20 protein-coding genes are annotated in these 24710 nt (G+C 74.9%); 11 read left to right on the forward strand and 9 right to left on the reverse strand.

Annotated elements, in window-relative coordinates:
* Positions 1-114: 114 nt before the first annotated feature.
* Complete coding sequence (locus tag ACZ5HG_RS07840) at positions 115-444, forward strand: TlpA family protein disulfide reductase (RefSeq protein WP_464181604.1); 330 nt, start codon at positions 115-117, stop codon at positions 442-444.
* 177 nt (positions 445-621) lie between these two features.
* Here ACZ5HG_RS07840 and ACZ5HG_RS07845 read toward each other — a convergent pair whose 3' ends face one another.
* On the reverse strand, positions 622-1317 hold the full coding sequence (locus tag ACZ5HG_RS07845) for a class I SAM-dependent methyltransferase (protein WP_464181605.1): 696 nt from the start codon (positions 1315-1317) through the stop codon (positions 622-624).
* A gap of 265 nt (positions 1318-1582) precedes the next feature.
* On the opposite strand from ACZ5HG_RS07845, the gene hflX reads away from it, so the two are divergent.
* Genes hflX through ACZ5HG_RS07860 form a run of 3 tightly spaced genes read left to right on the forward strand, consistent with a single transcriptional unit; the run spans position 1583 to position 6289 of the window.
* Positions 1583-3088 carry a GTPase HflX gene (gene hflX / locus ACZ5HG_RS07850; RefSeq protein ID WP_464182123.1) on the forward strand — a complete coding sequence of 502 codons (1506 nt, stop codon included), beginning with the start codon at positions 1583-1585 and terminating at the stop codon, positions 3086-3088.
* A gap of 18 nt (positions 3089-3106) precedes the next feature.
* Entirely contained in the window at positions 3107-5227 is a 2121-nt protein-coding gene (locus tag ACZ5HG_RS07855; protein ID WP_464181606.1) for an ATP-dependent DNA helicase, read from the forward strand.
* Between the two features lie 54 nt (positions 5228-5281).
* A complete protein-coding gene (locus tag ACZ5HG_RS07860) occupies positions 5282-6289 on the forward strand; it encodes an L-lactate dehydrogenase (RefSeq protein ID WP_464181607.1) in 1008 nt (335 codons plus the stop codon).
* 95 nt (positions 6290-6384) lie between these two features.
* Here the strand turns inward: ACZ5HG_RS07860 and ACZ5HG_RS07865 are convergent, their stop codons facing one another.
* Positions 6385-7305: a LysR family transcriptional regulator gene (locus tag ACZ5HG_RS07865; RefSeq protein WP_464181608.1), complete on the reverse strand. Its 921-nt coding sequence runs from the start codon at positions 7303-7305 to the stop codon at positions 6385-6387.
* 81 nt (positions 7306-7386) lie between these two features.
* Between ACZ5HG_RS07865 and ACZ5HG_RS07870 the strand changes: the two genes are divergently transcribed.
* A complete protein-coding gene (locus tag ACZ5HG_RS07870) occupies positions 7387-8457 on the forward strand; it encodes an aminotransferase class V-fold PLP-dependent enzyme (RefSeq protein WP_464181609.1) in 1071 nt (356 codons plus the stop codon).
* A 91-nt stretch (positions 8458-8548) separates the two neighbouring features.
* On the opposite strand, the gene lexA is transcribed toward ACZ5HG_RS07870, so the two are convergent.
* Positions 8549-9301 (reverse strand): transcriptional repressor LexA, encoded by a 753-nt coding sequence (gene lexA / locus ACZ5HG_RS07875; RefSeq protein WP_464181610.1) that lies wholly within the window; start codon positions 9299-9301, stop codon positions 8549-8551.
* 302 nt (positions 9302-9603) lie between these two features.
* Here lexA and ACZ5HG_RS07880 point away from each other — a divergent pair, with 302 nt between their 5' ends.
* From ACZ5HG_RS07880 to ACZ5HG_RS07890, 3 genes are all read left to right on the forward strand, one after another.
* Entirely contained in the window at positions 9604-10068 is a 465-nt protein-coding gene (locus ACZ5HG_RS07880; RefSeq protein WP_464181612.1) for a LysM peptidoglycan-binding domain-containing protein, read from the forward strand.
* A gap of 572 nt (positions 10069-10640) precedes the next feature.
* A complete protein-coding gene (nrdR, locus tag ACZ5HG_RS07885; RefSeq protein WP_464181614.1) occupies positions 10641-11138 on the forward strand; it encodes a transcriptional regulator NrdR in 498 nt (165 codons plus the stop codon).
* Positions 11139-11236: 98 nt separating this feature from the next.
* Positions 11237-13243 carry a S9 family peptidase gene (locus ACZ5HG_RS07890; RefSeq protein ID WP_464181615.1) on the forward strand — a complete coding sequence of 669 codons (2007 nt, stop codon included), beginning with the start codon at positions 11237-11239 and terminating at the stop codon, positions 13241-13243.
* 76 nt (positions 13244-13319) lie between these two features.
* Here the strand turns inward: ACZ5HG_RS07890 and ACZ5HG_RS07895 are convergent, their stop codons facing one another.
* From ACZ5HG_RS07895 to ACZ5HG_RS07915, 5 genes are all read right to left on the reverse strand, one after another.
* Positions 13320-14219, reverse strand: a complete 900-nt coding sequence (locus tag ACZ5HG_RS07895; protein ID WP_464181616.1) for a phosphotransferase family protein — start codon at positions 14217-14219, stop codon at positions 13320-13322.
* Positions 14216-15913 carry an AMP-binding protein gene (locus tag ACZ5HG_RS07900; protein WP_464181617.1) on the reverse strand — a complete coding sequence of 566 codons (1698 nt, stop codon included), beginning with the start codon at positions 15911-15913 and terminating at the stop codon, positions 14216-14218. The genes ACZ5HG_RS07895 and ACZ5HG_RS07900 overlap by 4 nt, the downstream gene beginning before the upstream one ends.
* Positions 15914-15969: 56 nt before the next feature.
* Positions 15970-17007: an aldo/keto reductase gene (locus tag ACZ5HG_RS07905; protein WP_464181618.1), complete on the reverse strand. Its 1038-nt coding sequence runs from the start codon at positions 17005-17007 to the stop codon at positions 15970-15972.
* A gap of 32 nt (positions 17008-17039) precedes the next feature.
* The gene (gene serA, locus ACZ5HG_RS07910) at positions 17040-18236 is read right to left on the reverse strand and encodes a phosphoglycerate dehydrogenase (protein WP_464181619.1); all 1197 of its coding nucleotides are present in this window, start codon (positions 18234-18236) and stop codon (positions 17040-17042) included.
* A 69-nt stretch (positions 18237-18305) separates the two neighbouring features.
* Positions 18306-20576, reverse strand: coding sequence for a HelD family protein (locus tag ACZ5HG_RS07915; protein ID WP_464181621.1), 2271 nt, complete (start codon positions 20574-20576; stop codon positions 18306-18308).
* A gap of 245 nt (positions 20577-20821) precedes the next feature.
* Between ACZ5HG_RS07915 and ACZ5HG_RS07920 the strand changes: the two genes are divergently transcribed.
* The 3 genes from ACZ5HG_RS07920 (at position 20822) to ACZ5HG_RS07930 (ending at position 23614) form a co-directional block, all read left to right on the forward strand.
* Positions 20822-21757 (forward strand): proteasome assembly chaperone family protein, encoded by a 936-nt coding sequence (locus ACZ5HG_RS07920; protein WP_464181623.1) that lies wholly within the window; start codon positions 20822-20824, stop codon positions 21755-21757.
* A gap of 45 nt (positions 21758-21802) precedes the next feature.
* On the forward strand, positions 21803-23053 hold the full coding sequence (locus ACZ5HG_RS07925) for an MFS transporter (RefSeq protein WP_464181624.1): 1251 nt from the start codon (positions 21803-21805) through the stop codon (positions 23051-23053).
* A gap of 357 nt (positions 23054-23410) precedes the next feature.
* Positions 23411-23614, forward strand: coding sequence for a cold-shock protein (locus ACZ5HG_RS07930; RefSeq protein ID WP_464181625.1), 204 nt, complete (start codon positions 23411-23413; stop codon positions 23612-23614).
* Positions 23615-23768: 154 nt separating this feature from the next.
* On the opposite strand, the gene ACZ5HG_RS07935 is transcribed toward ACZ5HG_RS07930, so the two are convergent.
* Entirely contained in the window at positions 23769-24620 is an 852-nt protein-coding gene (locus tag ACZ5HG_RS07935) for a spermidine synthase (protein WP_464181626.1), read from the reverse strand.
* Positions 24621-24710 lie beyond the last annotated feature (90 nt).

The raw sequence follows: 24710 nt of genomic DNA on the forward strand, positions 1-24710 counted from the left end.
AGTTCGGTGGTTCGGGCCGAGATCGGTGGTTCCACGGCCCATTTCTCGCATGAACCACCGAACTCGGCGCGCGGGGCGGGAACAGAGCGGGCGCCGCGCAGGGTTGAGGGTGGCGTGAGCAGCGAGCGTGCACCCCTGGATGCCGGCACCCTGCGGCACCCGCTGGGCGAGCGCGCGACCTTCGTGCAGATCTCCTCGGGCTTCTGCGCGCCGTGCCGGGCCGCCCGCCGGGTGCTGGAGCGGGTGGTCGACACCTCCGAGGGCGTCGCGCACGTCGAGGTGGACGTCGCGCAGCGGGCCGATCTGGCGGAGGCCTTCGCGATCACCTCGACGCCGACCGTCGTGCTGCTCGACCCGGAGGGCACCCCGGTGCTGCGCGTCGAGGGCGTCCCCACCCTCGCCCAGGCCCGCGCCGCCGTCGCCCCCCTCCTGCCCCCGCACTGAGCTACCCCGCGCACCGCGGGCCCCCATCCCGCCGAGTTGTCATCTTTCGTCGCTTCAGGTGCTCGCGAAGCGACAAGAGGTGACAACTCGGCGATGTGCCGGCCGCGGGGAGGTGCTGTCCAGACCTGTGCGCGGAGGGTCAGGCGCAGACGAAGCCCGCGGCCGGAAGACGGGCAGTCAGCGGGCGGTGACGCGCAGGACGCGGAATCCGCGGTCGGTCTCGACGCGCTCGACGTCGGCCGCCGCGCCGAGCTCCGTGGCGATCCACCGCTGGAGCGAGTCCGCGCCGAGCTGCTTGCCGACCACCAGGTAGGCGGACCCGCCCGGGAGCAGCCGGGGGAGCCAGTGCAGGAGCATCGCGTGCAGGGCGGGTTTGCCCACGCGGATCGGCGGGTTCGACCAGATCGCCGCGAACCGCACGTCCTCCGGCACGTCGTCGGGGTGCACCGCGCGCACGCCGGCGCTCGCGCCCGGGGTGCCGGCACCGTGCTCCGGTCCGGCGTCGCCCTCGGCCGGCGCGCCGTCGCCCGCGCCGTCCGGCCACGCGGCGCCCACCCGCTCGGCGTTGCGCCGGGTCAGGTCGAGCGCCCGCTCGTTGACGTCCACGGCCCACACCGTCGCGCCGGGGGCGAGCAGGGCCATGCTCAGCGCGACCGGCCCCCACCCGCAGCCCAGGTCGAGCAGGTGGCCCTCGGCCGGCGGCGCGGGGACGGTGCGCAGCAGCACCTCGGTGCCGGAGTCGAGGTGGTCGGGGGAGAACACCCCGCCGGCGGTCTCCACGGTGAGGTCGCGACCGGCGAGGTGGACGGTGCGGGTGCGTCGCTCGTCGGGGGAGGCCGGCTCGGCGGTGAAGTAGTGGTCGTTCCCGGTCACGCCCGCGACCCTACCGACTCCCGCGCCCGTGCCCGGTCACCGGCCCAGCCCCCGCGACCCTGCCGCCCCCACCCCGCGCCGCTCGAACCACCCCCCGCGTCCGCCTCTGGCGAATGACGTCGCGCCCCCGCGCCCCGCCGTGACACCCTGGATCACGACGCCGCCGCACCGATGCCGGCGGCCCACGACTGACGTCGACCCCGCCGGGCCGACCGGAAGGACCCGCGTGAACGATCCCCAGCACCCCACGACGGACGCCCAGGACGTGACCGAGGTGGACGCGCAGCAGGCCGCGCGCGACGCCCAGCGGGTCGCGGACGACGTGGTGGCCCGCGTGCTGGCGCGGGCCGGGACCGCGGTGCACGAGGGCGGCACGGTCCACTCCGCGCACGACGGCGACCAGCTCGACCTGGAGGAGCGCACGTCGCTGCGCCGGGTCCAGAACCTGTCCACCGAGCTCCAGGACGTCACCGAGGTCGAGTACCGGCAGCTGCGCCTGGAGCGCGTGGTGCTGGTGGGCCTCTGGGGCGGCAACGCGACGCAGGAGGCCGCGGAGATCTCGATGCGCGAGCTCGCGGCGCTGGCCGAGACCGCGGGCTCCGAGGTGCTCGACGGGCTGCTCCAGCGCCGGCAGAACCCCGATCCCGGCACGTACCTGGGCTCCGGCAAGGCCGCCGAGCTGGCCGGCATCGTGCTGGCGCACGGCGCGGACACCGTGGTCGTCGACGGCGAGCTCGCCCCCTCGCAGCGCCGCGCGCTGGAGGACGTGGTCAAGGTCAAGGTGGTCGACCGGACCGCGCTGATCCTCGACATCTTCGCCCAGCACGCCAAGTCGCGGGAGGGCAAGGCGCAGGTGGAGCTCGCGCAGCTCGAGTACCTGCTCCCGCGCCTGCGCGGCTGGGGCGAGTCGATGTCCCGGCAGGCCGGTGGCCAGGTCGGCGGCGCGGGTGCCGGCATGGGCTCGCGTGGTCCCGGTGAGACGAAGATCGAGCTGGACCGGCGCCGGATCCGCAACCGGATGGCGAAGCTGCGTCGTGAGATCGCCGCGATGGAGCCGGGCCGGCAGACCAAGCGCGCGTCCCGCCGCAAGAACGCGATCCCCTCGGTGGCCATCGCGGGGTACACCAACGCCGGCAAGTCCTCGCTGCTCAACCGGCTGACCGACGCCGGGGTGCTGGTGGAGAACGCCCTGTTCGCCACCCTGGACCCGACCGTCCGCCGCGCGCAGGCCGCCGACGGGCGGGTGTACACGCTGGCCGACACGGTGGGCTTCGTGCGGAACCTGCCGCACCAGCTGGTCGAGGCGTTCCGTTCCACGCTGGAGGAGGTCGCCGACTCGGACCTGGTGCTGCACGTCGTGGACGCCTCGCACCCGGACCCGGAGGGGCAGATCGCGGCGGTCCGGCACGTGTTCGCCGACATCCCGGGCGCGATGGACGTGCCCGAGGTGATCGTGCTGAACAAGGTCGACCTGGCCGAGCCGGAGGTGGTGGCCCGGCTGCGCTCGCGCGAGCACGGGGCTGTCGTCGTCTCCGCGCACACCGGCGAGGGGATCGACCAGCTCCAGGCCCTGATCGCCGACCAGCTGCCGCGCCCCGGCGTGGTGGTCGACGTGGTGATCCCGTACGACCGCGGCGACCTGGTGCACCGCGTGCACGAGACCGGCGAGATCGACCGCGAGGAGCACACCGCGCACGGCACGGCCCTGCGCGGCCGGGTGGACGAGGGGCTGGCGGCGGAGCTGCACGCGGCGTCCGTGGCTGTCGGATGACCGGACTACCCTTCTCGGGTGCCTGACCCCGCTCCCGACGTCGACCACCTGCTCGACCTGGCCGTCGCCGCCCTCGGCGGGGCGCCCCGTGACGGCCAGCGGCAGATGGCCCGTGAGGTCGCGCAGACGATCGAGGCCGGCGAGCACCTGATGGTGCAGGCGGGCACCGGCACCGGGAAGTCGCTCGGCTACCTGGTGCCCTCGGTGCGGCACGCGGTGCTCGCGGACGAGAAGGTCGTGGTCTCCACCGCGACGCTCGCGCTGCAGCGCCAGGTGATGACCCGGGACCTGCCGCTGGTCGCCGGGGCGCTCGGTCCCGCGCTGCCCCGTGCGCCGAAGATCGCGCTGCTCAAGGGCTGGCACAACTACGTCTGCGTGCACAAGACCGACGGCGGCTACCCGCCGGACGAGCAGGGGATGCTCTTCGACCTCGGCGAGCACGGCGCGGCCGACCACCCGGCGCCGGAACCGGGTGAGGGCGACGACGGCGGCAAGGAGTCGCTCGGCGCCCAGGTGGTGCGGCTGCGCGAGTGGGCGCAGGGCACCGACAGCGGCGACCGGGACGATCTGGTGCCCGGCGTGAGCGACCGCGCGTGGCGGCAGGTGTCGGTGACCTCGCTGGAGTGCCTGGGCCAGCGCTGCCCGCTGCTCGCCGAGTGCTTCCCGGAGCGCGCCAAGGCCACGGCCCGCGCCGCCGACGTGGTGGTGACGAACCACGCGATGCTCGGGATCGCCGCCTCGGGGTCGACCCACGTGCTGCCGGAGCACGACGTGCTGGTGGTGGACGAGGCGCACGAGCTGGCCGACCGGGTGACCGCGCAGTCCACCGCCGAGCTGTCCGTGAGCACCGTCGAGCACGCCGGGCGGATGGCGCGGCGGCACGGTGGCATCGTCACCACCGATCTGGACGCGGCGGCGACCGCCCTCGGCACGGCGATGTTCGCGCTGCCGGAGGGCCGGTTCACCGACGGGCTGCCCGCCGAGGCGCGCGCGGCGGTGGCGATGGTGCGGGACGCCGCGCGCGGTCTGCTGTCGGACCTCAAGCCGGACAAGCCGGCGGGCGGTGGTGGCACGGCGGAGGCGGACACCGGGCTCAAGATCGCGACGTCGGCGGTGCAGTCGCTGTTCGAGGTCGCGGAGTCGATGGCGGCCGATCCGGAGGCCCAGCGGTACACGGTGCTGTGGTGCTCGCGCGGCGACGGGCGCGGCGGTGACGGGGCGACCCGGCTGCACGCGGCCCCGCTGGCGGTCAACGGGTTGATCCGCACCCACCTGCTCACCGGGCGGGCGACGGTGCTCACCTCGGCGACGCTCAGCCTGGGCGGCGAGTTCCGCTCGATGGCGCGGGGGATCGGCCTGGAGGGCGCCAGCGACAAGGCGGCGGCCACGGCCTCCGCCGCCGACGGCCCGGGCGGCGCGGACCCGGCGCCCGGCGCCGAGACGTCGAGCACGCTGCACTGGCGGGGGATCGACGTCGGCAGCCCGTTCGACTACCCGAAGCAGGGGATCCTCTACATCGCCCGCCGCCTGCCGCCGCCTGGGCGTGAACCCGCCACCGACGCGCAGCTGGACGAGATCGCCGAGCTGATCACCGCCGCCGGCGGCCGCACGCTGGGGCTGTTCTCCTCGCGACGCGCGGCGACCGTGGTGGCCGAGGCGATGCGCGAGCGGCTGGACGTGCCGGTGCTGGTGCAGGGCGACGACCAGCTGCCGACCCTGGTGCGGCAGTTCGCCGAGGACGAGCCCACCTGCCTGTTCGGCACGCTGTCGCTCTGGCAGGGCGTGGACGTGCCCGGCCCGTCCAACCAGCTGGTGCTGATCGACCGGATCCCGTTCCCGCGCCCGGACGACCCGGTCCGCTCGGCGCGCTCGGAGGCGGTGGTGGCCGCGGGCGGCAACGGCTTCATGTCGGTGGCCGCCACCCACGCCGCGCTGCTGCTCGCCCAGGGCGCCGGCCGGCTGATCCGTTCCACCGCCGACCGCGGGGTGGTGGCGGTGCTCGACCCGCGGCTGTCCACCGCGCGCTACGGGGAGTTCCTGGTCCGCTCGCTGCCCGGGTTCTGGCGGACCACGGATCGTGACGTCGCTCTCGGTGCGCTGCGGCGCCTGTCGGGTCAGGAGCATGCCGCCAGCGCGTGAACTACCCTCGTGACCGGCGCCGACACCTGCGGCGCAGACCTGCGAGGAGGACCCGTGAGCGACCAGACTGACGACGGCGACGAGCTCGGCCTGGCCGGCACCACCGCGGGGCCGCGACGGACCACCAAGCTCGCCGTGATCGGCGCCGGCGCGGTGGGATCGACGATGGCCTACGCCGCGCTCATGCGCGGGGCCGCGCGCAGCGTCGTGCTCTACGACATCAACAAGGCCAAGGTCGAGGCGGAGGCGCTGGACCTCGGGCACGGCATCCAGTTCATGCCGATGGCCGAGGTGATCGGCTCCGACGACATCGCCGCCTGCGCGGACGCCGACGTGGTCATGGTGACCGCGGGCGCCAAGCAGAAGCCCGGTCAGACCCGGATCGACCTGGCCGAGGCCACGATCTCGCTGGTGCAGAAGATCCTGCCGCCGCTGGTCGAGGTCGCGCCGAACGCGGTGTACGTCATGGTCACCAACCCGGTGGACATCGTGACCTACGCCGCGCTGAAGTACTCCGGCCTGCCGCCGACGCAGATGTTCGGGTCGGGCACCGTGCTCGACTCCTCCCGGCTGCGCTACCTGATCGCCCAGCACACCGGTGTGGCCGTGCAGAACGTGCACGCGTACATCGCCGGCGAGCACGGCGACTCCGAGCTGCCGCTGTGGTCCTCCGCGACGATCGGTGGCGTGCCGATCCTCGACTGGAACGGCATCGACGGCCACGTGCCGCTGACCTCCGAGGTGCGCGACTCGATCGCCCGCGAGGTGGTCGACTCGGCCTACCGGATCATCGCCGGCAAGGGCGCGACCAACTACGCGGTGGCGCTGGCGGGCTCCCGGATCATCGAGGCGATCGTGAAGGACGAGCGGCGCATCCTGCCGGTGTCCTCGCTGCTGGACGGCTACCACGGGATCAGCGACGTGTGCCTCTCGGTGCCCTCGGTGGTCGGCCGCGGCGGTGTCGGCGAGCGCCTCGAGGTCCCGATGTCCGTGGACGAGCTCAGCGGCCTCCGCCGCTCGGCGGAATCCCTCCGCGCCGTAGCCCGCCGCTTCGGCCTGTAAGCCCAGGCCCTCTCACCCCACCCCAGCCCCACCCACCCCCTCCATTCCGCGAGGTCGGTGGTTCTGCACGAGGTCGGTGGTTCCGCGCCGCATGGTCAGGCGCGAACCACCGACCTCGTCGCCGTCTCGCGCAGCACGTGCAGGGCGGCGGCCACCGCGGGCACGCGGTCCATGCCCGGGGCGTGCACGGCCTCCACCAGGCGGAAGGTGCGCTGCGCGGGCCGGTGCACGTCCACGCCCTCGTGCGGCACGGCTGCCAGCGCGAGCCCGGGCAGCGTCGCGACGCCGAGCCCGGCGCGGACCAGACCGAGCACGGTCACGTAGTCGTCGGTGGCGAAGTCGATCCCCGGGTCGAAGCCCGCCCGGGTGCAGCTGCGGACGAGCTGGGCGCGGCACTGCTCGCAGCCCGCGATCCACGGTCGGTCGGCGAGATCGGCCAGGTCCACCGGATCGCCCACCGCGCGCTCGCCGCGCGGCAGCACCAGGTGCACCTCGTCGCGCAGCAGCGGAACGGCGGCGCGGCGCGGGCCCTCGCGATCCGGCTCGACGTCCGGGTCGCGGAAGGTCAGCGCGATCTCGCAGCGTCCGGCGTCCAGCAGGCTCAGCGCCTCCGGCGGCTCGGCCTCGACGAAGGTGGTCGCGATCCCCGGGTGCGCGGCGCGCAGCGCGGCCAGCGCGCGGGGGAGCAGCGTGGCGGCGGCGGAGGGGAACGCCGCCAGCCGCACCCGTCCGGCGCGCAGGCTGGCCACCGCCGCGACCTCCTCCAGCGTGGCGTCGAGCGCCGCCTGCACCTGCACCGCGCTGCGCGCCAGCACCTGTCCCGCCTCGGTCAGTCGCACACCTCGCCCCGAGCGGACCACCACGGGCGTGCCGATCAGCCGTTCCACCGCGCGCAGCTGCTGGCTGGCGGCGGGCTGGGTCAGGCCGAGGTGCTGCGCGGCGGCGGTGACCGAGCCGGTGGTCTGCACCGCCCGGACCAGGCGGAGGGCGGCGGCGTCGAGGGCGCGGGGAGCCATGGCCGCAGCATAAGACCGATGCATGGATCGCGTGGCAACTGGCCGTTGTGCGCATGGGTGGGCGCCCGGCACGCTCGTGGGGTGACCTCCCTCGCCGATCTGCGCGCCGCCTTCCCGCCCGTCCGGGGCCACCTCGACGCCGCCACCGCCGGCCTGCCCACCCGGGCTGCCACCGCCGCGCTGCGCGCCGACCTGGACCGCTGGGCCGACGGAGGGCTGGACGCCGGACGCTACGACGACGCGGTGACGCGGGCGCGGTCCGCCTTCGCACGGCTGGTCGGCGTCGGGCCGGACCGGGTGGCGATCGGCGCGCAGACCTCGGTGATGGCAGCCCTGGTCGCGGCCTCGCTGCCTGACGGTGCCGAGGTGCTCTGCGTCGAGGACGACTTCTCCTCGATGGTGTTCCCGTTCCTGGTCGAGCAGCCGCGGATCCATGTCCGCCAGGTGCCCGCCGAGGCGCTGGCGGAGGCGATCGGTCCGCGCACGTCGCTGGTGGCCTTCTCGCTGGTGCAGTCCGCCACCGGGGCGGTGCTGGACGGTCCCTCGATCGCCAGGACCGCCCGTGAGCACGGGGCGTGGACGTTCGCCGACCTCACCCAGGCGGCGGGGTGGAAGGCGGTGGACGCGGGGGTCTACGACCTCACGGCGACCGCCGCCTACAAGTGGCTGTGCGCGCCGCGCGGCACCGGCTTCCTCACCGTCGGCGAGCACGTGCAGCCCGCGCTGCGCCCGGTGCAGGCCGGGTGGTACGCGGGGGAGGACGTCTGGGGCTCCTGCTACGGGCCGTCGATGCGGCTGGCGGCGGACGCGCGCCGGTACGACGTCTCGCCCGCGTGGCAGGCGTGGATCGGCGCCGCCGAGACGGTCGAGGCCTTCGCCGCCGTCGATCCCGTGACTGTGGAGGCGTACGCGGCCGGGCTCGCCGACCGCCTGCGCGCCGGCCTCGGCCTGCCGGAGACCGGCAGTGCGATCGTCACGCTGGACGATCCCGACGGCCGTCGGCGTGCGGCCCTGGAGGCGGCGGGCTGCCGGGTGGCCGGGCGCGCGGGCAGGGTGCGGCTCGCGTGCCACGTGTGGGCGGACGAGGGCGACGTGGACCGGGCGGTGGCAGCGCTCGTCGGCGCCGGGGTGCCGGCCCGCGGCGCGGCCTGACCCGCCCCGCGTCGGTGCGGAGCGCCTGCGCCCAGGGCGCCTGAACGCCGGGTGACCAGCGTCGCCACCCTCGACCCGGGCGGGTCCGGCGTCAGAGGCTGCGCAGCACCGACACGACGCGACCGAGCACCTGCGCCTCGTCACCGGGGATCGGCGCGTACGAGGGGTTCTGCGGCAGCAGCCACACGTGGCCGTCGGAGCGCTTGAGCGTCTTCACGGTGGCCTCGCCGTCGAGCATGGCGGCGACGATCTCGCCGTTCTCCGCCACCGGCTGACGCCGCACGACCACCCAGTCGCCGTCGCAGATCGCGGCGTCGATCATCGAGTCGCCGACCACCTTGAGCAGGAACAGCTCGCCCTCGCCGACGAGCTGACGGGGCAGCGGGAACACGTCCTCGACCAGCTGCTCGGCGAGGATCGGCCCGCCGGCGGCGATCCGGCCCACCACCGGCACGTAGGCGGCGCGCGGCGCGCCGTCGCGCTCGGCGGAGTCCTCGTCGCCGAAGCCCGCGACCGTGGGGCCCGCCTGCCCGGGCAGCGCCGTGACGCCGCGGGAGTCGTCCGGCTGCACGACCTCGATCGCGCGCGGACGGTTGGGGTCGCGCCGCAGGTAGCCCTTGCGCTCGAGCGCCATCAGCTGGTGCTTCACCGAGGAGGGGCTGGTGAGGCCGACCGCGTCGCCGATCTCGCGCATGCTCGGCGGGTAGCCGCGGGACTCCACGGAGGCGCGCACCGTCTCCAGCACGAGGCGCTGGCGCGGGGTCAGCCCGTCGTCCTCGGCGTGCAGGTCGACCACGCCGTCCGTCGTGCCGGCACCGGTGGCACCGCTCGTCCCGCTCGTCATGATGACCCTCTCCGTCGTCCCTGCCCGCTGCCCGTACCTGCTCGCACCCGCCCCTGCGCACCGTCCGTGCTGGTCACGGTCGCGCGGCGTCCGCGTCGGCCGGCCGTGTCAGTGGTCGGTGGTGGGCTTGCCCCGATGTGCCGAGCCTAGGCGGAGCGAGCGGACGGATCAAACATCTGTTCGAGCGTGTCTCGACAACGACGCCCGGTCGTGGCAGCATCGTACAAGCGTTCGACGAACAGGTGTTCGAGCGGGATCGATCGAGAGCGGCGGGCGACCGTCGGCGAGAGGGAGTGGTGAGGATGAGCGCGATCACGATGGCCCCGCGGGTGGCCCTGGCCGACGTGCGTCGTCCGGCGTCCGCTCCCCGGCGGTCGGCTGCTTCTCGGCGGGCGACTGCGGCCCGGCGGGCATCCGCTCCCCGGCAGGAGGCTGCGACCGGGGCGGTGGTGGCGGAGCGGGCGGAGCCCGGGCTGCGCGACCTGCACCTGACCCGGCGCGGGCGTGCGGTGCTCCTCCTGCTCGCCGCGCTGATCGTGCTCGCGGGCGTCCTCGGTGGGCGTGCGGTGGCCGACGGGCCGGAGCAGGCGATCGAGGTGCGCACCTACGCGGTGCAGGCGGGCGAGACCCTCTGGCAGATCGCCGGCGACGTGGCGCTGCCCGGTGAGGACGTGCGGGACGCGGTGCTGCGCCTCCAGGAGCTCAACGGTCTGGCGGACGCCTCGCTGCGCGCCGGCCAGGTGCTGCTGCTCCCGGCCGACTCCTGATCCCGCGCGGACTTCGCACCGGCCTCCGGCTGGCCTTGCGCCGGCCGCGCGCTGACCTCGCACCGGCCGCGCGCTGCCCCCGCACTGGCCTGGGGCTGACCCCGTGCAGGTCGCGGCGAGTATTACGAAAGTGCAGGCTTGCGTAAATCGGATCCCGGCCCCTACAGTGGTGATCACTTCGACGGCTGGCTGGGGGGCTCGCCTCGAAGGACGCATCGACGTCGGCACCGAGTGCGCGACGCAGGCGCGTGAAGCAACGCCGTTCTGACGAGGCGAGTCGTCCGGACGAGACGGGACGGGGGCGTCCCCACGAGGGTGGCCGCAGCACTGCGGCCACCCTCGTCGTCTGTCCGGGACCCGGTGCGGGTGCGCGGCCCGGACTGCGCAGCCGCGCGAAGACCGGACGGCGTGGCCGGGCGGCGCCCGGGAACGGTCCCACCGTCGCTCCGAGGCGAGCCGCCTTGCACCGCCGACCGGCGGCGACCTACGTTGTCCCGGTCCTTGCGGGGGTGAGGCACGTCGGCGTCGTGGCCGGGCCCGCCCTCCGGGAGAAGCACCGAGGAGGCTCCACCATGCACTGCCCGTTCTGCCGTCACGCGGACTCCCGCGTCGTCGACTCGCGCACCTCCGACGACGGCCTGTCGATCCGTCGCCGCCGCCAGTGCCCGCAGTGCAACCGCCGGTTCACCACGATCGAGACCGCGAGCCTCTCGGTGGTCAAGCGCTCCGGGGCGACCGAGCCGTTCAGCCGGGACAAGATCGTCAACGGCGTCCGCAAGGCCTGCCAGGGCCGCCCGGTGAGCGAGGACGACCTCGCCCTGCTCGCCCAGCGCGTCGAGGAGACGCTGCGTGCCAGCGGCAGCGCGGAGCTGGACGCCTACGAGATCGGGCTGGCGATCCTCGGACCGCTGCGCGACCTGGACGAGGTGGCCTACCTGCGGTTCGCGAGCGTCTACCAGGCGTTCAGCTCGCTGGACGACTTCGAGGCGGCGATCACGGTGCTGCGCGCCGAGAACGAGGTCGCGGACGCCGAGCGCGCCGGGCGCGAGGGCGACGCGTCCGCCTCCTGAGCGGTGACGTGGCGCGAACCCTCGCGCTCGCCGCGCCGGGGATCCCCGCCCGTGGATGACCGACGCGGCCTGTCGGGGCGTCGTACTACGGTCATGGGGTGATCCCTGACGACCTCGCGCTCCTGCACGCACCCGGCACCCCGACGCTCAGCCCCGACGGCCGCACCGCCGTCGTCGCGGTGACGTCGCCCGACCTCGACCTGGACGAGTACACCGGCCAGCTGTGGCGGGTGGCGACCGACGGCTCCGCCGAGCCGACCCGGCTGACCCGCGGCCACCGTGACACGGACCCGCAGATCTCCCCGGACGGCCGCTGGGTGGTGTTCCTGCGCGCCGAGGCGAAGGGGCGCCCTCAGGTGCACGTGGTGGAGTTCGCGGGCGGTGAGCCGGTGCGGCTGACCGACGCCCCGCTCGGTGCGCAGTCGCCGCGGTTCTCCCCGGACGGAAGCCGGATCGCCTACCTCGCCCGCGTGCCGGAGGAGGGTCGCTACGTCGCCGACGGCAACCCCGCCGCCGAGCGGCCGCGGCACATCACCGAGCTGCCGTACCGCGGTGACGGCGCGGGCTTCACCCGGGACAAGCGCCGGCACCTGTTCGTGGTGGACGTCCCGGCGCAGACGCCGGGCGCGGTGGCCGAGACCGAGCCGCGTCAGATCACCAGCGGCGACCTCGACGTCGACGGCGCCGAGTGGCTGGCCGACGGCCGTCACCTGGTCGCGGTGTCCGCCCGGCACGCCGGCAAGGACACCGATCTGCGCGAGGACGCGGTGCTCGTGGACGCCTCCGAGGGGTCGGACGGCACGCTGGTGCCGCTGACCGACGTCGACGCGGGCAGCACGCTCGCGGTGATCGCCGCGCGCCCGACGACGGACGGCTCCGGCGTCTGGCTGCTCGCGCAGGACATGGGCACCTCCGGCCGCGAGTTCGTCGCCAGCCAGACCGGCCTGTTCGCGCTCGCGCTCACGGCGACGGCGGACGGGCCGCGGGCGGACGGCACGCCGGTGCGGCTGACCGACGCCGAGGCGGTCGACCTCGACGCGGGCACGTTCCTTGCGGTGGACGGCGGGGTGCTGGTCGGTCGGCTGCACCGCGGCACGGTGGTGCTGGACGAGGTGCACGCGGACGGCACGGCCCGGGAGGCGTTCGGCGGCGCGGTCGTCGTGCACGGCGTCGCTTCCGCCGGCGGGACCACGGTGGCCTCGGTCGCCGGCCCGACCGACAGCGGTGACCTGCACGTGCTGGACCTGACGGCGGGCACCTCGCGGGCGTTGACCGACCTGTCGGCCCCGCTGCGCGCCACCGGTCGGGTGCGCGAGCCGCGCGAGGTGAACGCCACCGCCCCGGACGGGTACCCGGTGCACGGCTGGGTGGTCACCCCGGACCCGGAGCGCTTCGGCGCGGGCCCGCACCCGACGATCCTGATGATCCACGGCGGCCCGTACGCGCAGTACACGGTCGGCCTGTTCGACGAGGTGCAGACGCTGGCCGAGGCCGGCTACGCGGTGGTCTACGGCAACCCGCGCGGTGCCGCCGGCTACGGCTCCGCGCACGGCAAGGCGATCCATCGCGCGTTCGGCACCGTGGACACCGACGACGTGCTCGCGCTGCTGGACGCGGCGACCACTGACCCGGCGCTGGACGCCGAGCGGGTGGGCGTCATGGGCGGCTCCTACGGTGGCTACCTCACCGCGTGGCTGACCACCCGCACCGACCGGTTCGAGGCGGCGATCGTGGAGCGCGGGTTCCTCGACCCGGTCAGCTTCACCGGATCCTCGGACATCGGCTGGTTCTTCGGCCTGGAGTACCTGGGCGACGGCGACTCCGACGCCGAGAAGGCCGCCGTGGCCGCGCAGTCGCCGATGGCGCACGTGGCGAAGGTGACCACGCCGACGCTGGTGATCCACTCCGAGCAGGACTGGCGGTGCCCGGTCGAGCAGGGCCAGCGCTGGTTCGTCGAGCTCAAGCGCCGCGGCGTCGAGGCCGAGCTGCTGCTGTTCCCCGGCGAGGGCCACGAGCTGACCCGTTCCGGCCGCCCGCAGCACCGGCTGGTCCGGTTCGAGCACGTCCTCGACTGGTGGGCCCGGCACCTGCCGCTGTCCCGCTGAGCGGTCCTGCTCCGGACGGCCCGTCGAACGGCCCCGCGCACGTCCATCCGGGCGGGCGCGGGGCCGTGCGCACGTCTCAGCCCGAGCCCAGCAGCTCGGCGAGCAGCGCGTGCCCCTCGGCCTCGAAGTCCTCGGCACCGACGGCGTACGCCCACGCGATCGTCCCGATCGCCTCGCGCACCAGCGACCGTGTCCACGCATCAGCGCCCTCCCGCGCCGCGCCGTCCCGCGCGCCCGCTGCCTCGTCGGCCACGCGCGGGTCCGCACCGTACCCGTCGAGGAACGCGGCCTCGCACGCGGGGGAGCGCCGGAAGTCGCGCTGCGTCAGCCGGGTCAGCTCGCTCGCCGCCGGGCGCAGGTCGGCCCGCCCGAGGTCGATCACCCGCACCTCGCCCGCGTGCCGCAGCCAGTTGCGGGGCTGCCAGTCGCCGTGCGTCGGCACCAGCACGGCGGGCGGCTGCGGCCAGGAGGCGAGCAGGTCCCGCAGGTGGGTCACGATCGCGGGGGCGATCCGGTGCGGGCGGTCCAGCCACGCGAGCGAGCGGGCGTTCTCCCGCGCCTCCCACCCGTCGTCCACGATCCCGGGCGTCTGCGTGTGCAGGGCGGCGAGCAGGGAGCCGGCCTGGCGGTACGTGTCGGGGTCGTCCTGCGCGGGGGTGCCGAGCACCAGCTCGCCGGGCAGCCAGCGGGTGACCAGCAGCCGGGCGTCGCGGTCGTGGTGCAGCAGCGTCGGCGCGCGTCCGGGCGTCCAGGGGCCGAGCCAGTCGAGGTGCGCGCGGATCTCCCGGGCGATGTGGTGGTCACCCGGGCCGCCGGCCTTCACGACCAGGTCGTCGTCGCCGGCACGGACCCGCAGCACGGTCGTCGCGATCAGCCCCCAGCCGAGATCGGCGACGACCTCGTGCCCGGGCAGCCAGTCGTCCAGCAGCGCACGCTGCTCCGGCGCGAGGCCGGTGAGCGCAGCGCCGGAGGTCACGCGGGCTGGGCGGCGATCAGGTCGTCCCGGACCACGCGGCGCATGACCTTGCCGATCTGCGAGCGGGGCAGCTCGGTGAGGATCACCAGGTCCTTCGGCACGGCGTAGCGGGCCAGCCGCTCGCTGCACCAGTCGCGCACGGCCTGCAGCTCGATCTGCGCGTGCCCGATCTCCATCACGACCGCCGCGACGACCTTCTCGCCCAGGTCACCGCCGGGCATGCCCACCACGGCGACGTCGCGGACGCCGGGCATGCAGCGCAGGTGGTCCTCGACCTGCGAGGGGTACACCTTGAACCCTCCGGTGACGATCATCTCCTTGATCCGGTCGACCAGGACCACGAAGCCGGTCTCGTCCACGCGGACCACGTCGCCGGTGCGCAGCCAGCCGCCGTCGAGCAGCTGACCGGCCGTCTCCTCCGGGCGGCCCCAGTAGCCCTGGAACACCTGCGGGCCGCGGATCAGCAGCTCGCCCTGCTCGCCGGGGGCGACCTCGCGGGTCGGGTCCTCCTGGTCGACCACGCGGATGTCGGTGCTGGGGAACGGCAGCCCGAGGGCGCCGGGGCGGCGGTCGGCGGACAGCGGGCTGCCGAGCGCGACGGGGGAGGTCTCGGTCATGCCGTAGCCCTCGACCACCAGCCCGCCGGTCAGCGCCTCCCAGCGCGCGGCGGTCTCGGCGGACAGCGACATCGCGCCGGAGATCGCGTAGCGGAACGAGGAGAGGTCGCTGCGGGTGGCCTGGGCGGCGGTGGCGAGGCGGTCGAGCATCGGCGGCACCGCGGGCAGGAAGGTCCCGGGCCGGCGGCGCTGGGCGGCGAGCACGGTCTTCGGGTCGAACTTGGGGAAGGCGACCAGCGTGGCGCCGACCCGGGTGGCGTAGGTCAGGCAGAGCGTCAGCCCGAACGCGTGGAAGAACGGCAGCACCGCGTAGATCGTCTCGGTGCCCGGGACCGCGCCGGTCCACGCCTGGCCCTGCACGGCGTTGGCGACCAGGTTGCGGTGCGTGAGCACGGCCGCCTTGGGGGTGCCGGTGGTGCCGCCGGTGTACTGGAGCAGCGCGACGTCGCGGGTGGTCGGGTGCGGGTGGTGCGGCGGCAGCGGGCGGGCGGCGTCGACCAGCCGGTGCCAGACCGGCGTGCCCTCGGGCACCTCGGCGCGCAGGGCCTCGCGGGTCTGGCGCGCCTTGCGCAGCGGCAGGTGCAGGGCGAGCCGCTTGGTCCACGGCAGGTCGGCGGAGACGTCCACCGAGACGACGGTGCGCAGCTCGCTGGACTCGCGGGCGGCCAGGGCGGCGTCGACGGCCTTCTCCCAGACCAGCGCGACGGTGGCGCCGGAGTCGCGCAGCTGGTGGGCGAGCTCGGCGGCGGTGTAGGTGGGGTTGTGCTCGACCACGACCGCACCGATCCGCAGCACCGCGTAGAACGCGACGACGTGCGAGGTGCAGTTCGGCAGCGCGATGGCGACCCGGTCACCGGCGACGACGCCGAGGTCGCGCAGGGCGGCGGCCCCGCGGGCGACCTGGTCAGCGAGCTCGCGGTAGGTGACGGTCGCGCCGAGGAAGTCCACGGCGACCCGGTCCGGCCAGGTGGCGGCGGCACGGTCCAGGGCGGCGTCCAGCGGCTCGTCGGGCACGTCGATCTCGGCCGGGACTCCGGCGGAGTACGAGGCGTGCCAGGGGCGCGTGAAGTCGGTCACGTGGTCACCGTAACCTACGCAGCCGTAACTTAGGTGTGCAGGTCCTGTGCAGGGGGTTACAGCTCGCTCGAACGGGAGCCCCACAGGTTGATCCCGCCGTCCACCGCGTACCGGTCGATCTCCGCCAGATCCGCGTCGTCGAGCGGATCTGCGTGCACCGCGGCGAGGTTCTCCTCGAGCTGTGCGGCGGTCCGCGCGCCGAGCGCCACCGACGTCACCCGCGTGTCGCGCAGCACCCAGGTGATCGCGAGCTGGGCGAGGGTCTGCCCGCGCCGCTCCGCGACCGCCGCCAGCGCGCGCACCCGGGCCAGGTTCTCCTCGGACAGGTACTCCGACCGCAGCGAGCCGCCCCGCGCCGCGCGCGAGCCCTCCGGCACGCCGCCGAGGTACTTCGTGGTGAGCATCCCCTGGGCGAGCGGGGAGAAGGCGACCACGCCCATCCCGGCCTCGCCGGCGACGTCCAGCAGGGTGCGGCCGTCGATGTCCGGCTGCTCCACCCACCGGTTCAGCATCGAGTACGAGGGCTGGTGCAGGGTCAGCGTCAGCCCGAGATCGGCGGCGACCGCCAGCGCCTCGGCGGTGCGCCGCGCGGAGTACGACGAGATCCCGGCGTAGCGGGCCCGCCCGGAGTCGACCGCGGTCTTCAGCGCGCCGATCGTCTCGGTGAGCGGGGTGCGCGGGTCGAAGCGGTGGCTGTAGAACACGTCGACGTGATCGGTGCCGAGCCGGCGCAGCGACTGGTCCAGCGAGGCCAGCAGGTACTTGCGCGAGCCGAACTCGCCGTACGGTCCCGGCCACTGCCGGTAGCCGGCCTTCGTCGCGATCAGCAGCTCGTCGCGGTACGGCGCGAGGTCACCGGCGAGCAGCCGGCCGACGCTCTCCTCGGCGGCTCCCGGCGGCGGGCCGTAGTTGTTCGCCAGGTCGAGGTGCACGATCCCCAGGTCGAACGCGCGCAGCACCAGCGCCCGCTGATCGGCGAACGGCGTGGCGTCACCGAAGTTCTGCCAGAGGCCGAGCGTCACCAGGGGCAGGTCGAGGCCCCCGGCGCGGCGCAGCGGGAGACGGTCGTGGCGGTCGGCGTCGGCGAGGTGCACCCCCCGACCGTAACGTCAGCCGGCGGCAGCGGTCAGGAGACGACCCGCAGCCGGATCGACTCCGGGCGGGCCCGCAGCGCCTCGACGACGTCCCGGTGCACGGACACGGCGTCCGTCACCACGTAGCCGACGTCGCCGCGGGTGGCGAGCAGCTGGGCCTCGATGTTGGCGCCGTGCTCGGCGAGCGTCTGGTTCACCGCCGCCAGCACACCCGGCACGTTGCGGTGCAGGTAGGCCAGCCGGTGCACGCCCTCGCGCGGCTCCAGGGTGAGGTTCGGCAGGTTGACGCTGAGCATGGTGGTGCCGGTGCCCATGTAGTCGCGCAGCTTGTTCGACACGAACTGGCCGATCGCCTCCTGCGCCTCCTCGGTGGAGCCGCCGGTGTGCGGGGTGAGGATCACGTTCGGCAGCCCGCGCAGCTCGGACTCGAAGGGGTCGCCCTTGCGCTTGGGCTCCTCCGGGAACACGTCCACGGCCGCGCCCGCCACGTGGCCGGAGAGCACCGCCTCGCGCAGGGCGGCGTAGTCGACCACGAAGCCGCGGGACAGGTTGAGGAAGATCGCGCCCGGGCGCATCCGCGCGAACTGCTTGGCGCCGAACAGCCCGGCGTTGCCGCTGCGGCCGTCCACGTGCAGGGTCACGATGTCCGCGACGTCCAGCAGCTCGTCCAGCGAGTCGGCGCGGCGGGCGTTGCCCAGCGACAGCTTCTCCGCGGTGTCGTAGAACACCACCGACATGCCGAGGTTCTCCGCCAGCACGGACAGCTGGGTGCCGATGTTGCCGTAGCCGACGATCCCGAGCGTGCGCCCGCGCACCTCGTGCGAGCCGTCCGCCGACTTGTTCCACACGCCGTCGTGCATCGACCGGTCGAGCACGGTGAGCCGGCGGGTCAGCGCGATGATGTCCGCCAGCGCGATCTCCACCACCGAGCGCGTGTTGGAGAACGGCGCGTTGAAGGTCGCGACGCCGTTGGTCGCGGCGGCGGACAGGTCGATCTGGTTGGTGCCGATGCAGTACGCACCGACCGCCACCAGGTCGGGGGCGGCGTCGAGCACCGCCTTCGTCACCTGGGTCTTGGACCGGATGCCGAGCAGCTGGACGCCCTGGAGGGCGTCGGCGAGCTCGGCCTCGTCCAGGGCTCCGGAGCGGGCGGTCACCTCGTAGCCGGCGGCCTCCAGGATGGACCGGGCCTGAGGATGCAGGTTCTCGAGCAGCAGGGCGCGTGGCACGCCCCTATGGTGCGCCCGACCGGGCGTGCGTCCAAGCCGGTCCCGATCCTCGGACAACCGCGCAGGTCCTCAGGCCTCCCAGCCCGCCGGCAGGTCCTCGGTGTGCACCACGCGCAGCGCCTGCGTCGGCCGGGTCATCGCGACGTACAGGTCGCCCGCCCCGCCGCGCGGCCCGGCGCCGTCGCGCAGCACCGCCGCCGGCTCCACCAGCACCACCGCGTCGAACTCCAGGCCCTTGCTCTGGGTCGGCGTGAGCAGGGTGAGCGGGGCGTCCAGGTCCGGCGATCCGTTGCGGCGCGGGTCCGGGCGCATCCCCGGCAGATCGCGCAGCGCGACCGCCAGCGTCGGCAGGGTGCCCGGCACGGCGATCACCGCGACCCGGCCCGCACCGCTGGCGTCCCGCACCTGCTCCACCGCAGCGGCGGCCGCCTCGACCACCGCGTCCACGACGCCCTCCGGGGTCACCCGGCGGGTGGTGAGCGCGTCCGGCACGTCGCGCGCGGCCGTGGTCGGCGTCAGCGGCAGACCCGCCGCGTGCCCGACCCGCTCGGCAGCCTCGGTGACCGCGGCGGGGGTGCGGTAGTTCACCGTGAGCTCGGCCAGCCGCCACTGCCCGGCCAGCACCGGGTCGAAGGTGCGCGCCCAGTCCTGGGTGCCGGCGGAGGTGGAGGTCTGCGCGACGTCGCCCACGATCGTCAGCGAGCGGGTCGGCACCCGGCGCAGCAGCGACCGCCACGCCATCGGCGACAGCTCCTGCGCCTCGTCCACCACCACGTGCGCGTAGGTCCACGTGCGGTCGGCGGCGGCCCGCTCGGCCGTGGTCAGCGAGGGGCCGGTGCTGGCGAACCGGTCGGCCAGCAGCTCGGCGGACACCAGACCGGTGCCGGACTGCTCCAGCACCTGCCGGGCGTAGTCGAGCTCGGCGGCCCGCTGCTGCGCGTCCTGCTTGGCCTGCGCGCGGGCGGCCTGGTCGTCCTCGCCGAGCAGCTCGGCGGCCTCGTCCAGCAGCGGCACGTCGGCGGCGGTCCACGGCGCGTCGGCGTCCCGGAGCAGCAGCGCGCGCTCGCGGGCGGACAGCTCGGGGGCGGCGGCCTCCAGCCGGGCGGGCTTCGACAGCAGCCCGGCGACCAGCCCCTGCGGCGTCAGTGGCATCCAGGCGAGGTTGAGCGCGACCCGGATCTCCCGGGTGGTGCGCAGCTCCTCGATCACCTCGCCGCGCTCGTCCGGCGCCACCGCCCAGCCGAGCTGGCTGACGTACTGCTCGGCGAGCTTGCCGAGCATGTCACGCACGAAGGTGACCCGCGCCAGGTTGTGCGGCCGGTGACCGCGCCGGGCGTGCGCGATGGCGTGCCGCACGTCCGAGGGCTTCACCACGATCCGGTGGCCGTCGATCATCACCACGGTCGCCTGCGCGGGCACCCGCTGGCGCTGCTGCACGGCTCGGTCGATGATCCGCGCCCACACCGTGCGGCCCTTGATCGCGGCGACCTCGTCCGGCTCCTCGCCGGTCGCGACGATCCCGGGGTACAGCTCGCCGATCGTGGTGGCGACGACGCCGGTCTCGCCGAGGGAGGGGAGCACCTGGTCGATGTAGCGCAGGAAGGTCCGGCTCGGGCCGACCAGCAGCACGCCGGACCGCTCCAGGGTGCGTCGGTGCGCGTACAGCAGGTAGGCGGCGCGGTGCAGCGCGACGGCGGTCTTGCCGGTGCCCGGACCGCCCTGCACCACCAGCGCGCCCTGGAGCTCGGCGCGGATGATCGCGTCCTGCTCCGCCTGGATCGTCGCGACGATGTCCCCCATCCGGCCGGTGCGCCGGGCGGCCAGCGCCGCGAGCAGCGCCCCCTCGCCGGACAACCCGGCCAGCGCGCCGTCGCCGGCCTGGCCGTCGGCGGCCAGATGGTCCAGGTCGAGCACCTCGTCCTCGACGCCGGACACCGACCGACCGCGCGTCACCAGGTGCCGGCGCCGGGCCACGCCGTCCGGGTTCGCCGAGGTCGCGCGGTAGAACGCCTGCGCCGCCGGGGCACGCCAGTCGGTGAGCATCGAGGCGTGCTCGTCGTCGTTCAGGCCGATCCGGCCCACGTAGCGGCGCTCGCCGTCCACCAGGTCCAGCCGGCCGAACGCCAGCCGGTCCTCGACGGCCTCCAGCCGGGCCAGCCGGTCCTCGTACAGCGTGGCGAAGGCGTCGCGCTCCGAGCGGTTCTGCGGCGACCCGGAGGGACCGACCCGTCGGGTCTCCGCCAGCCGGGACCGGGTCTGCGCGCGCAGCTCGTCCAGCCGGCGGTACAGCTCGTCCACGACGTCCTGCTCGGCGCGCAGCTGCGCCTCGATGCCGGTCACCCGTGCTCCCGTCCACGTTCCCCGCGACGTGCCTGATCCCACGTCGCCACCACCGTCCGCGCACCCCACGGCCCGCGAGCGGCCGTCCATTATCCAGCAGCGGGACGGGTGCGCGGGCACGACGTCCGCGCAGGACCGCGCGCCGATCCACGAGTCGATCGGGGAAGAATCCGGGACCGCCCGTGCGTTGCACCTCGCAGAGGCACCACCGCACGGTGGCGCAGCCGAGACCAGCAGGAGGACCGATGCTCGACCCGAGCGAGATCTACGACGTCGACCCGGCGGTCGCCGCCGAGGTGGAGGCGCGGTCCGCGGGCGGCGCCGGGCCGGTGCTGGTGCACGCGGTGCGCGGGTTCGTCGACGCCGGCGGCGCCGGACGGCTGGCCGCCGAGCACCTCACCGAGCAGCTGTCGACGAGCCGGCTGGTCACCTTCGACGTCGACCAGCTGCTCGACTACCGCTCGCGGCGCCCCACGGTGACCTTCGACTCGACCCGGTGGATCGACTACGAGGAGCCCGAGCTCGCCGTCGACCTGGTGCGCGACACCTCCGGCGTGCCCTTCCTGCTGCTGCACGGCGTCGAGCCGGACGTGCAGTGGGAGCGGTTCGCGGCGGCGGTCCGGCAGATCGTGGAGCGCTTCGACGTGCCGCTGACCGTCGGTGTGCACGGCGTGCCGATGGGCATCCCGCACACCCGGCCGCTCACCGTCACCGCCCACGCCAACCGTCCCGAGCTGATCGCGGACTACACGTCCTGGTTCGGCTCCGTGCGGGTGCCCGCCGACGCGGGGGCGCTGCTGGAGATCCGGCTGGGGGAGTCCGGCCACGACGCCGTCGGCTTCGCCGTGCACGTGCCGCACTACCTCGCGCAGTCGCCCTTCCCGCAGGCCAGCATCACCGCCCTGGAGCACGTGCAGCGCGCCTCCGGCCTCGAGCTCGAGGTCGCCGCGCTGACCGAGGCCGCCGAGGAGACCCGCCTGGAGGTGGACCGCCAGGTGTCCGACTCCGCCGAGGTCGCCCAGGTGGTGCACGCGCTGGAGGAGCAGTACGACGCCTTCACGCACAACATCGGCCGGCCGAGCCTGCTCGCCGAGACCGCCGAGCTGCCCACCGCCGACGAGCTGGGCGCGGAGTTCGAGCGCTTCCTCGCCGAGCAGGGCGGTGACGACAAGGGGATCTGAGCGCGCGGGCCGTCCCGCCCGGGCGACCGGGCAGAATGACCCCACGTGGAACCCGAACGCTCCGACCGCCGCGCCCTGATCGTCTGGGGAGTGGCGGTCGCGGCGTACGTGGTCGCGATCACCAACCGCTCGTCCTTCGGCGTGGCGACCCTCGAGGTCACCGAGCGGTTCGGCGTCTCCTCCTCGCTGCTCGCGACCATGGCCGTCGCGCAGCTCGTGGTCTACGCAGCCCTCCAGGTGCCGGTCGGCGTGCTGCTGGACCGCTACGGCCCGCGGCTGCTGGTCGCCACCGGCGCCGGAGTGATGGCCCTCGGGCAGGCGGTGCTCGCGCTCGCGCCCTCCGCGGCGGGGGTGCTCGCGGGGCGGGTGCTGGTCGGCGCGGGGGACGCGCTGACCTTCGTCTCCGTGGTGCGCCTCATCCCCGCCTGGTTCGCGGTGCGACGGGTGCCGCTGCTCACCCAGCTCACCGGGTCGATCGGCCAGCTCGGGCAGGTGGTGTCCGCGGTGCCGCTGGTGGCCCTGCTGCACGCCGCGGGCTGGCGCACCACCTTCCTGTCCGTGGCGGCGGTGGGCGTGGTCGCGACGATCGCGGTGCTGGCCGTGGTGCGTGACGCGCCGGGAGAGGTGACGCCACGGCGTGCCCGGCCGCCCCGGGAGCGGGGTGCGCTGCGGGCGGTGCTGCGCGAGCCCGCGGTCCGGCTGGCGTTCTGGATCCACTTCTCCGGGCAGTTCAGCAACCACGTCGTCGTGCTGCTCTGGGGCTTCGCGTTCTTCGTCGAGGGCCAGGGCCGCACCGCCGCGGAGGCCAGCGCCCTGCTCACTCTCAACGTCGTCGCCGCCGTGGTGGCCGGCCCGGTGATCGGGCTGCTCGCCGGGCGGCACCCGCGGGCGCGGTTCGCGATGGCGATGGGCACCAGCGCCGCGATCGGCCTCGCCTGGCTGGCGGTGGTGCTGCCCTCGGGGCCGGTGCCCCTGTGGGTGCTGGGCGCGTTCGTGGTCGTGGTGGGCGTCGGCGGGCCGATGTCGCTGGTGGCCTTCGACGTCGCACGGTCCCGCGTGCCGGCGCCCCGGCTGGGCAGCGCCACCGGCTTCGTCAACACCGGCGGGTTCGTCGGCGCCTTCGCCACCATGCTCGTGGTCGGCCTCGTGCTCGACCGGGCCACCGGTGGCGCGGCGCTGCGCGACCTCGACGCGTTCCGCTCCGCCTTCGCCTGGGTGGCGGCGCCGTGGTCCGTCGGCGTGGCCGGGATGCTGCTCGGCCGGCGCGCGATGCGTCGCGGCGGGACCCCTCTCTGACCGACCGTGCCTGGTCGTCCGCTGGACGTCACCGGGTCATGAGCAGGACGTCGACGGGGCCGCGCGCCGCCGGTGACCGCGGCCCGGACCGTGACCTCGCCGTGACCAGATCGTTGTCTTCAGGCGACCTGGAAAGCCGGGAAACACCATGGCGCGGCCCTGACGTGCGTGAGAAGATCGCCGTGTTGCAGTGACGTACTGACGCTTGACCGGCGCCACTCCCGCGGAGCGATCCGTGGAGCGGCACCCTCCAGCCGTCCGGCTGGTCCTCCCGGTGCAGGACGCGGGTAAGGCATTGCGGCACGGAGCGGGGCACGAGGTCCCGGACCGTCACCGGATGGACAGAAGGACAAGAACATGGCACAGGGTGCTGTCAAGTGGTTCAACGCTGAGAAGGGCTACGGGTTCATCGCCCAGGACGGCGGCGGCGCCGACGTCTTCGTCCACTACTCCGCGATCGACTCCTCCGGCTACCGCTCCCTCGAGGAGGGCCAGCGCGTCGAGTTCGAGATCACGCAGGGCCCGAAGGGTCCGCAGGCCGAGAAGGTCCACGCCCTCTGAGCTCGTCTCGACCGGCGTAGGCCCTCGCGCGTCACTGGCGCAGAGCCTCGACGAGCCCGCACCCCGCGTGGGTGCGGGCTCGTCCGCGTTCCGGGGGGCAGCGGGTGGTGCCGGGTCGTGCGCGCGCGGGGTGAGTCGTGCGCGCGCGGGGTGATCAGACGTGGTCGTCCGGCGATCCCTGCGCGGCGCCCGCGTCCTCCTCGACCGCGCCGCCGTCCGCGATCTCCGGGGCCGCGTCGTGCAGCGGCGGGGTGCGGCCGACGAAGGCCGCCAGCTCCTCGCCGACCAGCAGCCGCGCGGGCACCGGGAGCGAGCGCAGGTCGCGGGCGAGGCCGGCGTCGTCCAGCACCGCCGGGTCGTCGGTGGCGACCAGCACGAGGTTGCCGTAGCGGCGGCCGCGCAGCACGCCCGGCTCGGCCACCAGCCCGACGTGCGCGAACACCTCCGTCGCGGTGGCGACCTCGGCGCGGGCCAGTGCGAGCGGCGGCCGGTCGGCGCAGTTCGCCAGGTAGACGCCCCCGGGTCGCAGCGCGCGGGCGACGTCCCGGGTGAACTCGACCGTGGTGACGTGCGCGGGCGTGCGGTCGCCGGCGAAGACGTCGCGCACCAGCACGTCCGCGCCGCCGTCGGGCAGGGTGCCGAGCTGCTCACGGGCGTCGCCGGTGCGCAGCCGCAGCGCGGGGGAGCGCGGCAGGTCGAACCAGTCGCGCACCAGCGCCACGAGCACCGGGTCCAGGTCGATCGCCACCTGGCGGGACCGCGGGTCGCGCGCGGCCACCCACCGGGCCAGCGCGCAGCCGGCCGCCCCGAGGTGCACCACCCGCAGCGGGTCGTCCTGCGGCAGACGCTCGAGCACCGCCGCCATCTGCTGCATGTACTCGAACTCCAGGCGCAGCGGGTCGGCGAGGTCCAGGTGCGAGCTCGGCACGCCGTTGACCAGCAGCGTCACCGCGTCGGGGTCGTCGGGGGAGCGCTGCACCTCGACCGTCCCGGTGGCGATCGGCACCGGCCCCTCCGGGATCGGCGGGCGTGCGGACGCCCCGCGCCCGGACCGTGTGGGTGGTCGGTGCGACGCTGGTGCCCGACGCCCGGACCG

It is taken from the genome of Cellulomonas sp. GTC20042 (assembly GCF_055389595.1).

Bases quoted from the DNA above. Each gene is read 5' to 3' on its own strand.
- nrdR (WP_464181614.1), top strand. From the start codon at position 10,641: ATGCACTGCCCGTTCTGCCGTCACGCGGACTCCCGCGTCGTCGACTCG.
- ACZ5HG_RS07865 (WP_464181608.1), bottom strand. From the start codon at position 7,305: ATGGCTCCCCGCGCCCTCGACGCCGCCGCCCTCCGCCTGGTCCGGGCG.
- ACZ5HG_RS07920 (WP_464181623.1), top strand. From the start codon at position 20,822: ATGCTCGACCCGAGCGAGATCTACGACGTCGACCCGGCGGTCGCCGCC.
- ACZ5HG_RS07930 (WP_464181625.1), top strand. From the start codon at position 23,411: ATGGCACAGGGTGCTGTCAAGTGGTTCAACGCTGAGAAGGGCTACGGG.
- lexA (WP_464181610.1), bottom strand. From the start codon at position 9,301: ATGACGAGCGGGACGAGCGGTGCCACCGGTGCCGGCACGACGGACGGC.
- ACZ5HG_RS07880 (WP_464181612.1), top strand. From the start codon at position 9,604: ATGAGCGCGATCACGATGGCCCCGCGGGTGGCCCTGGCCGACGTGCGT.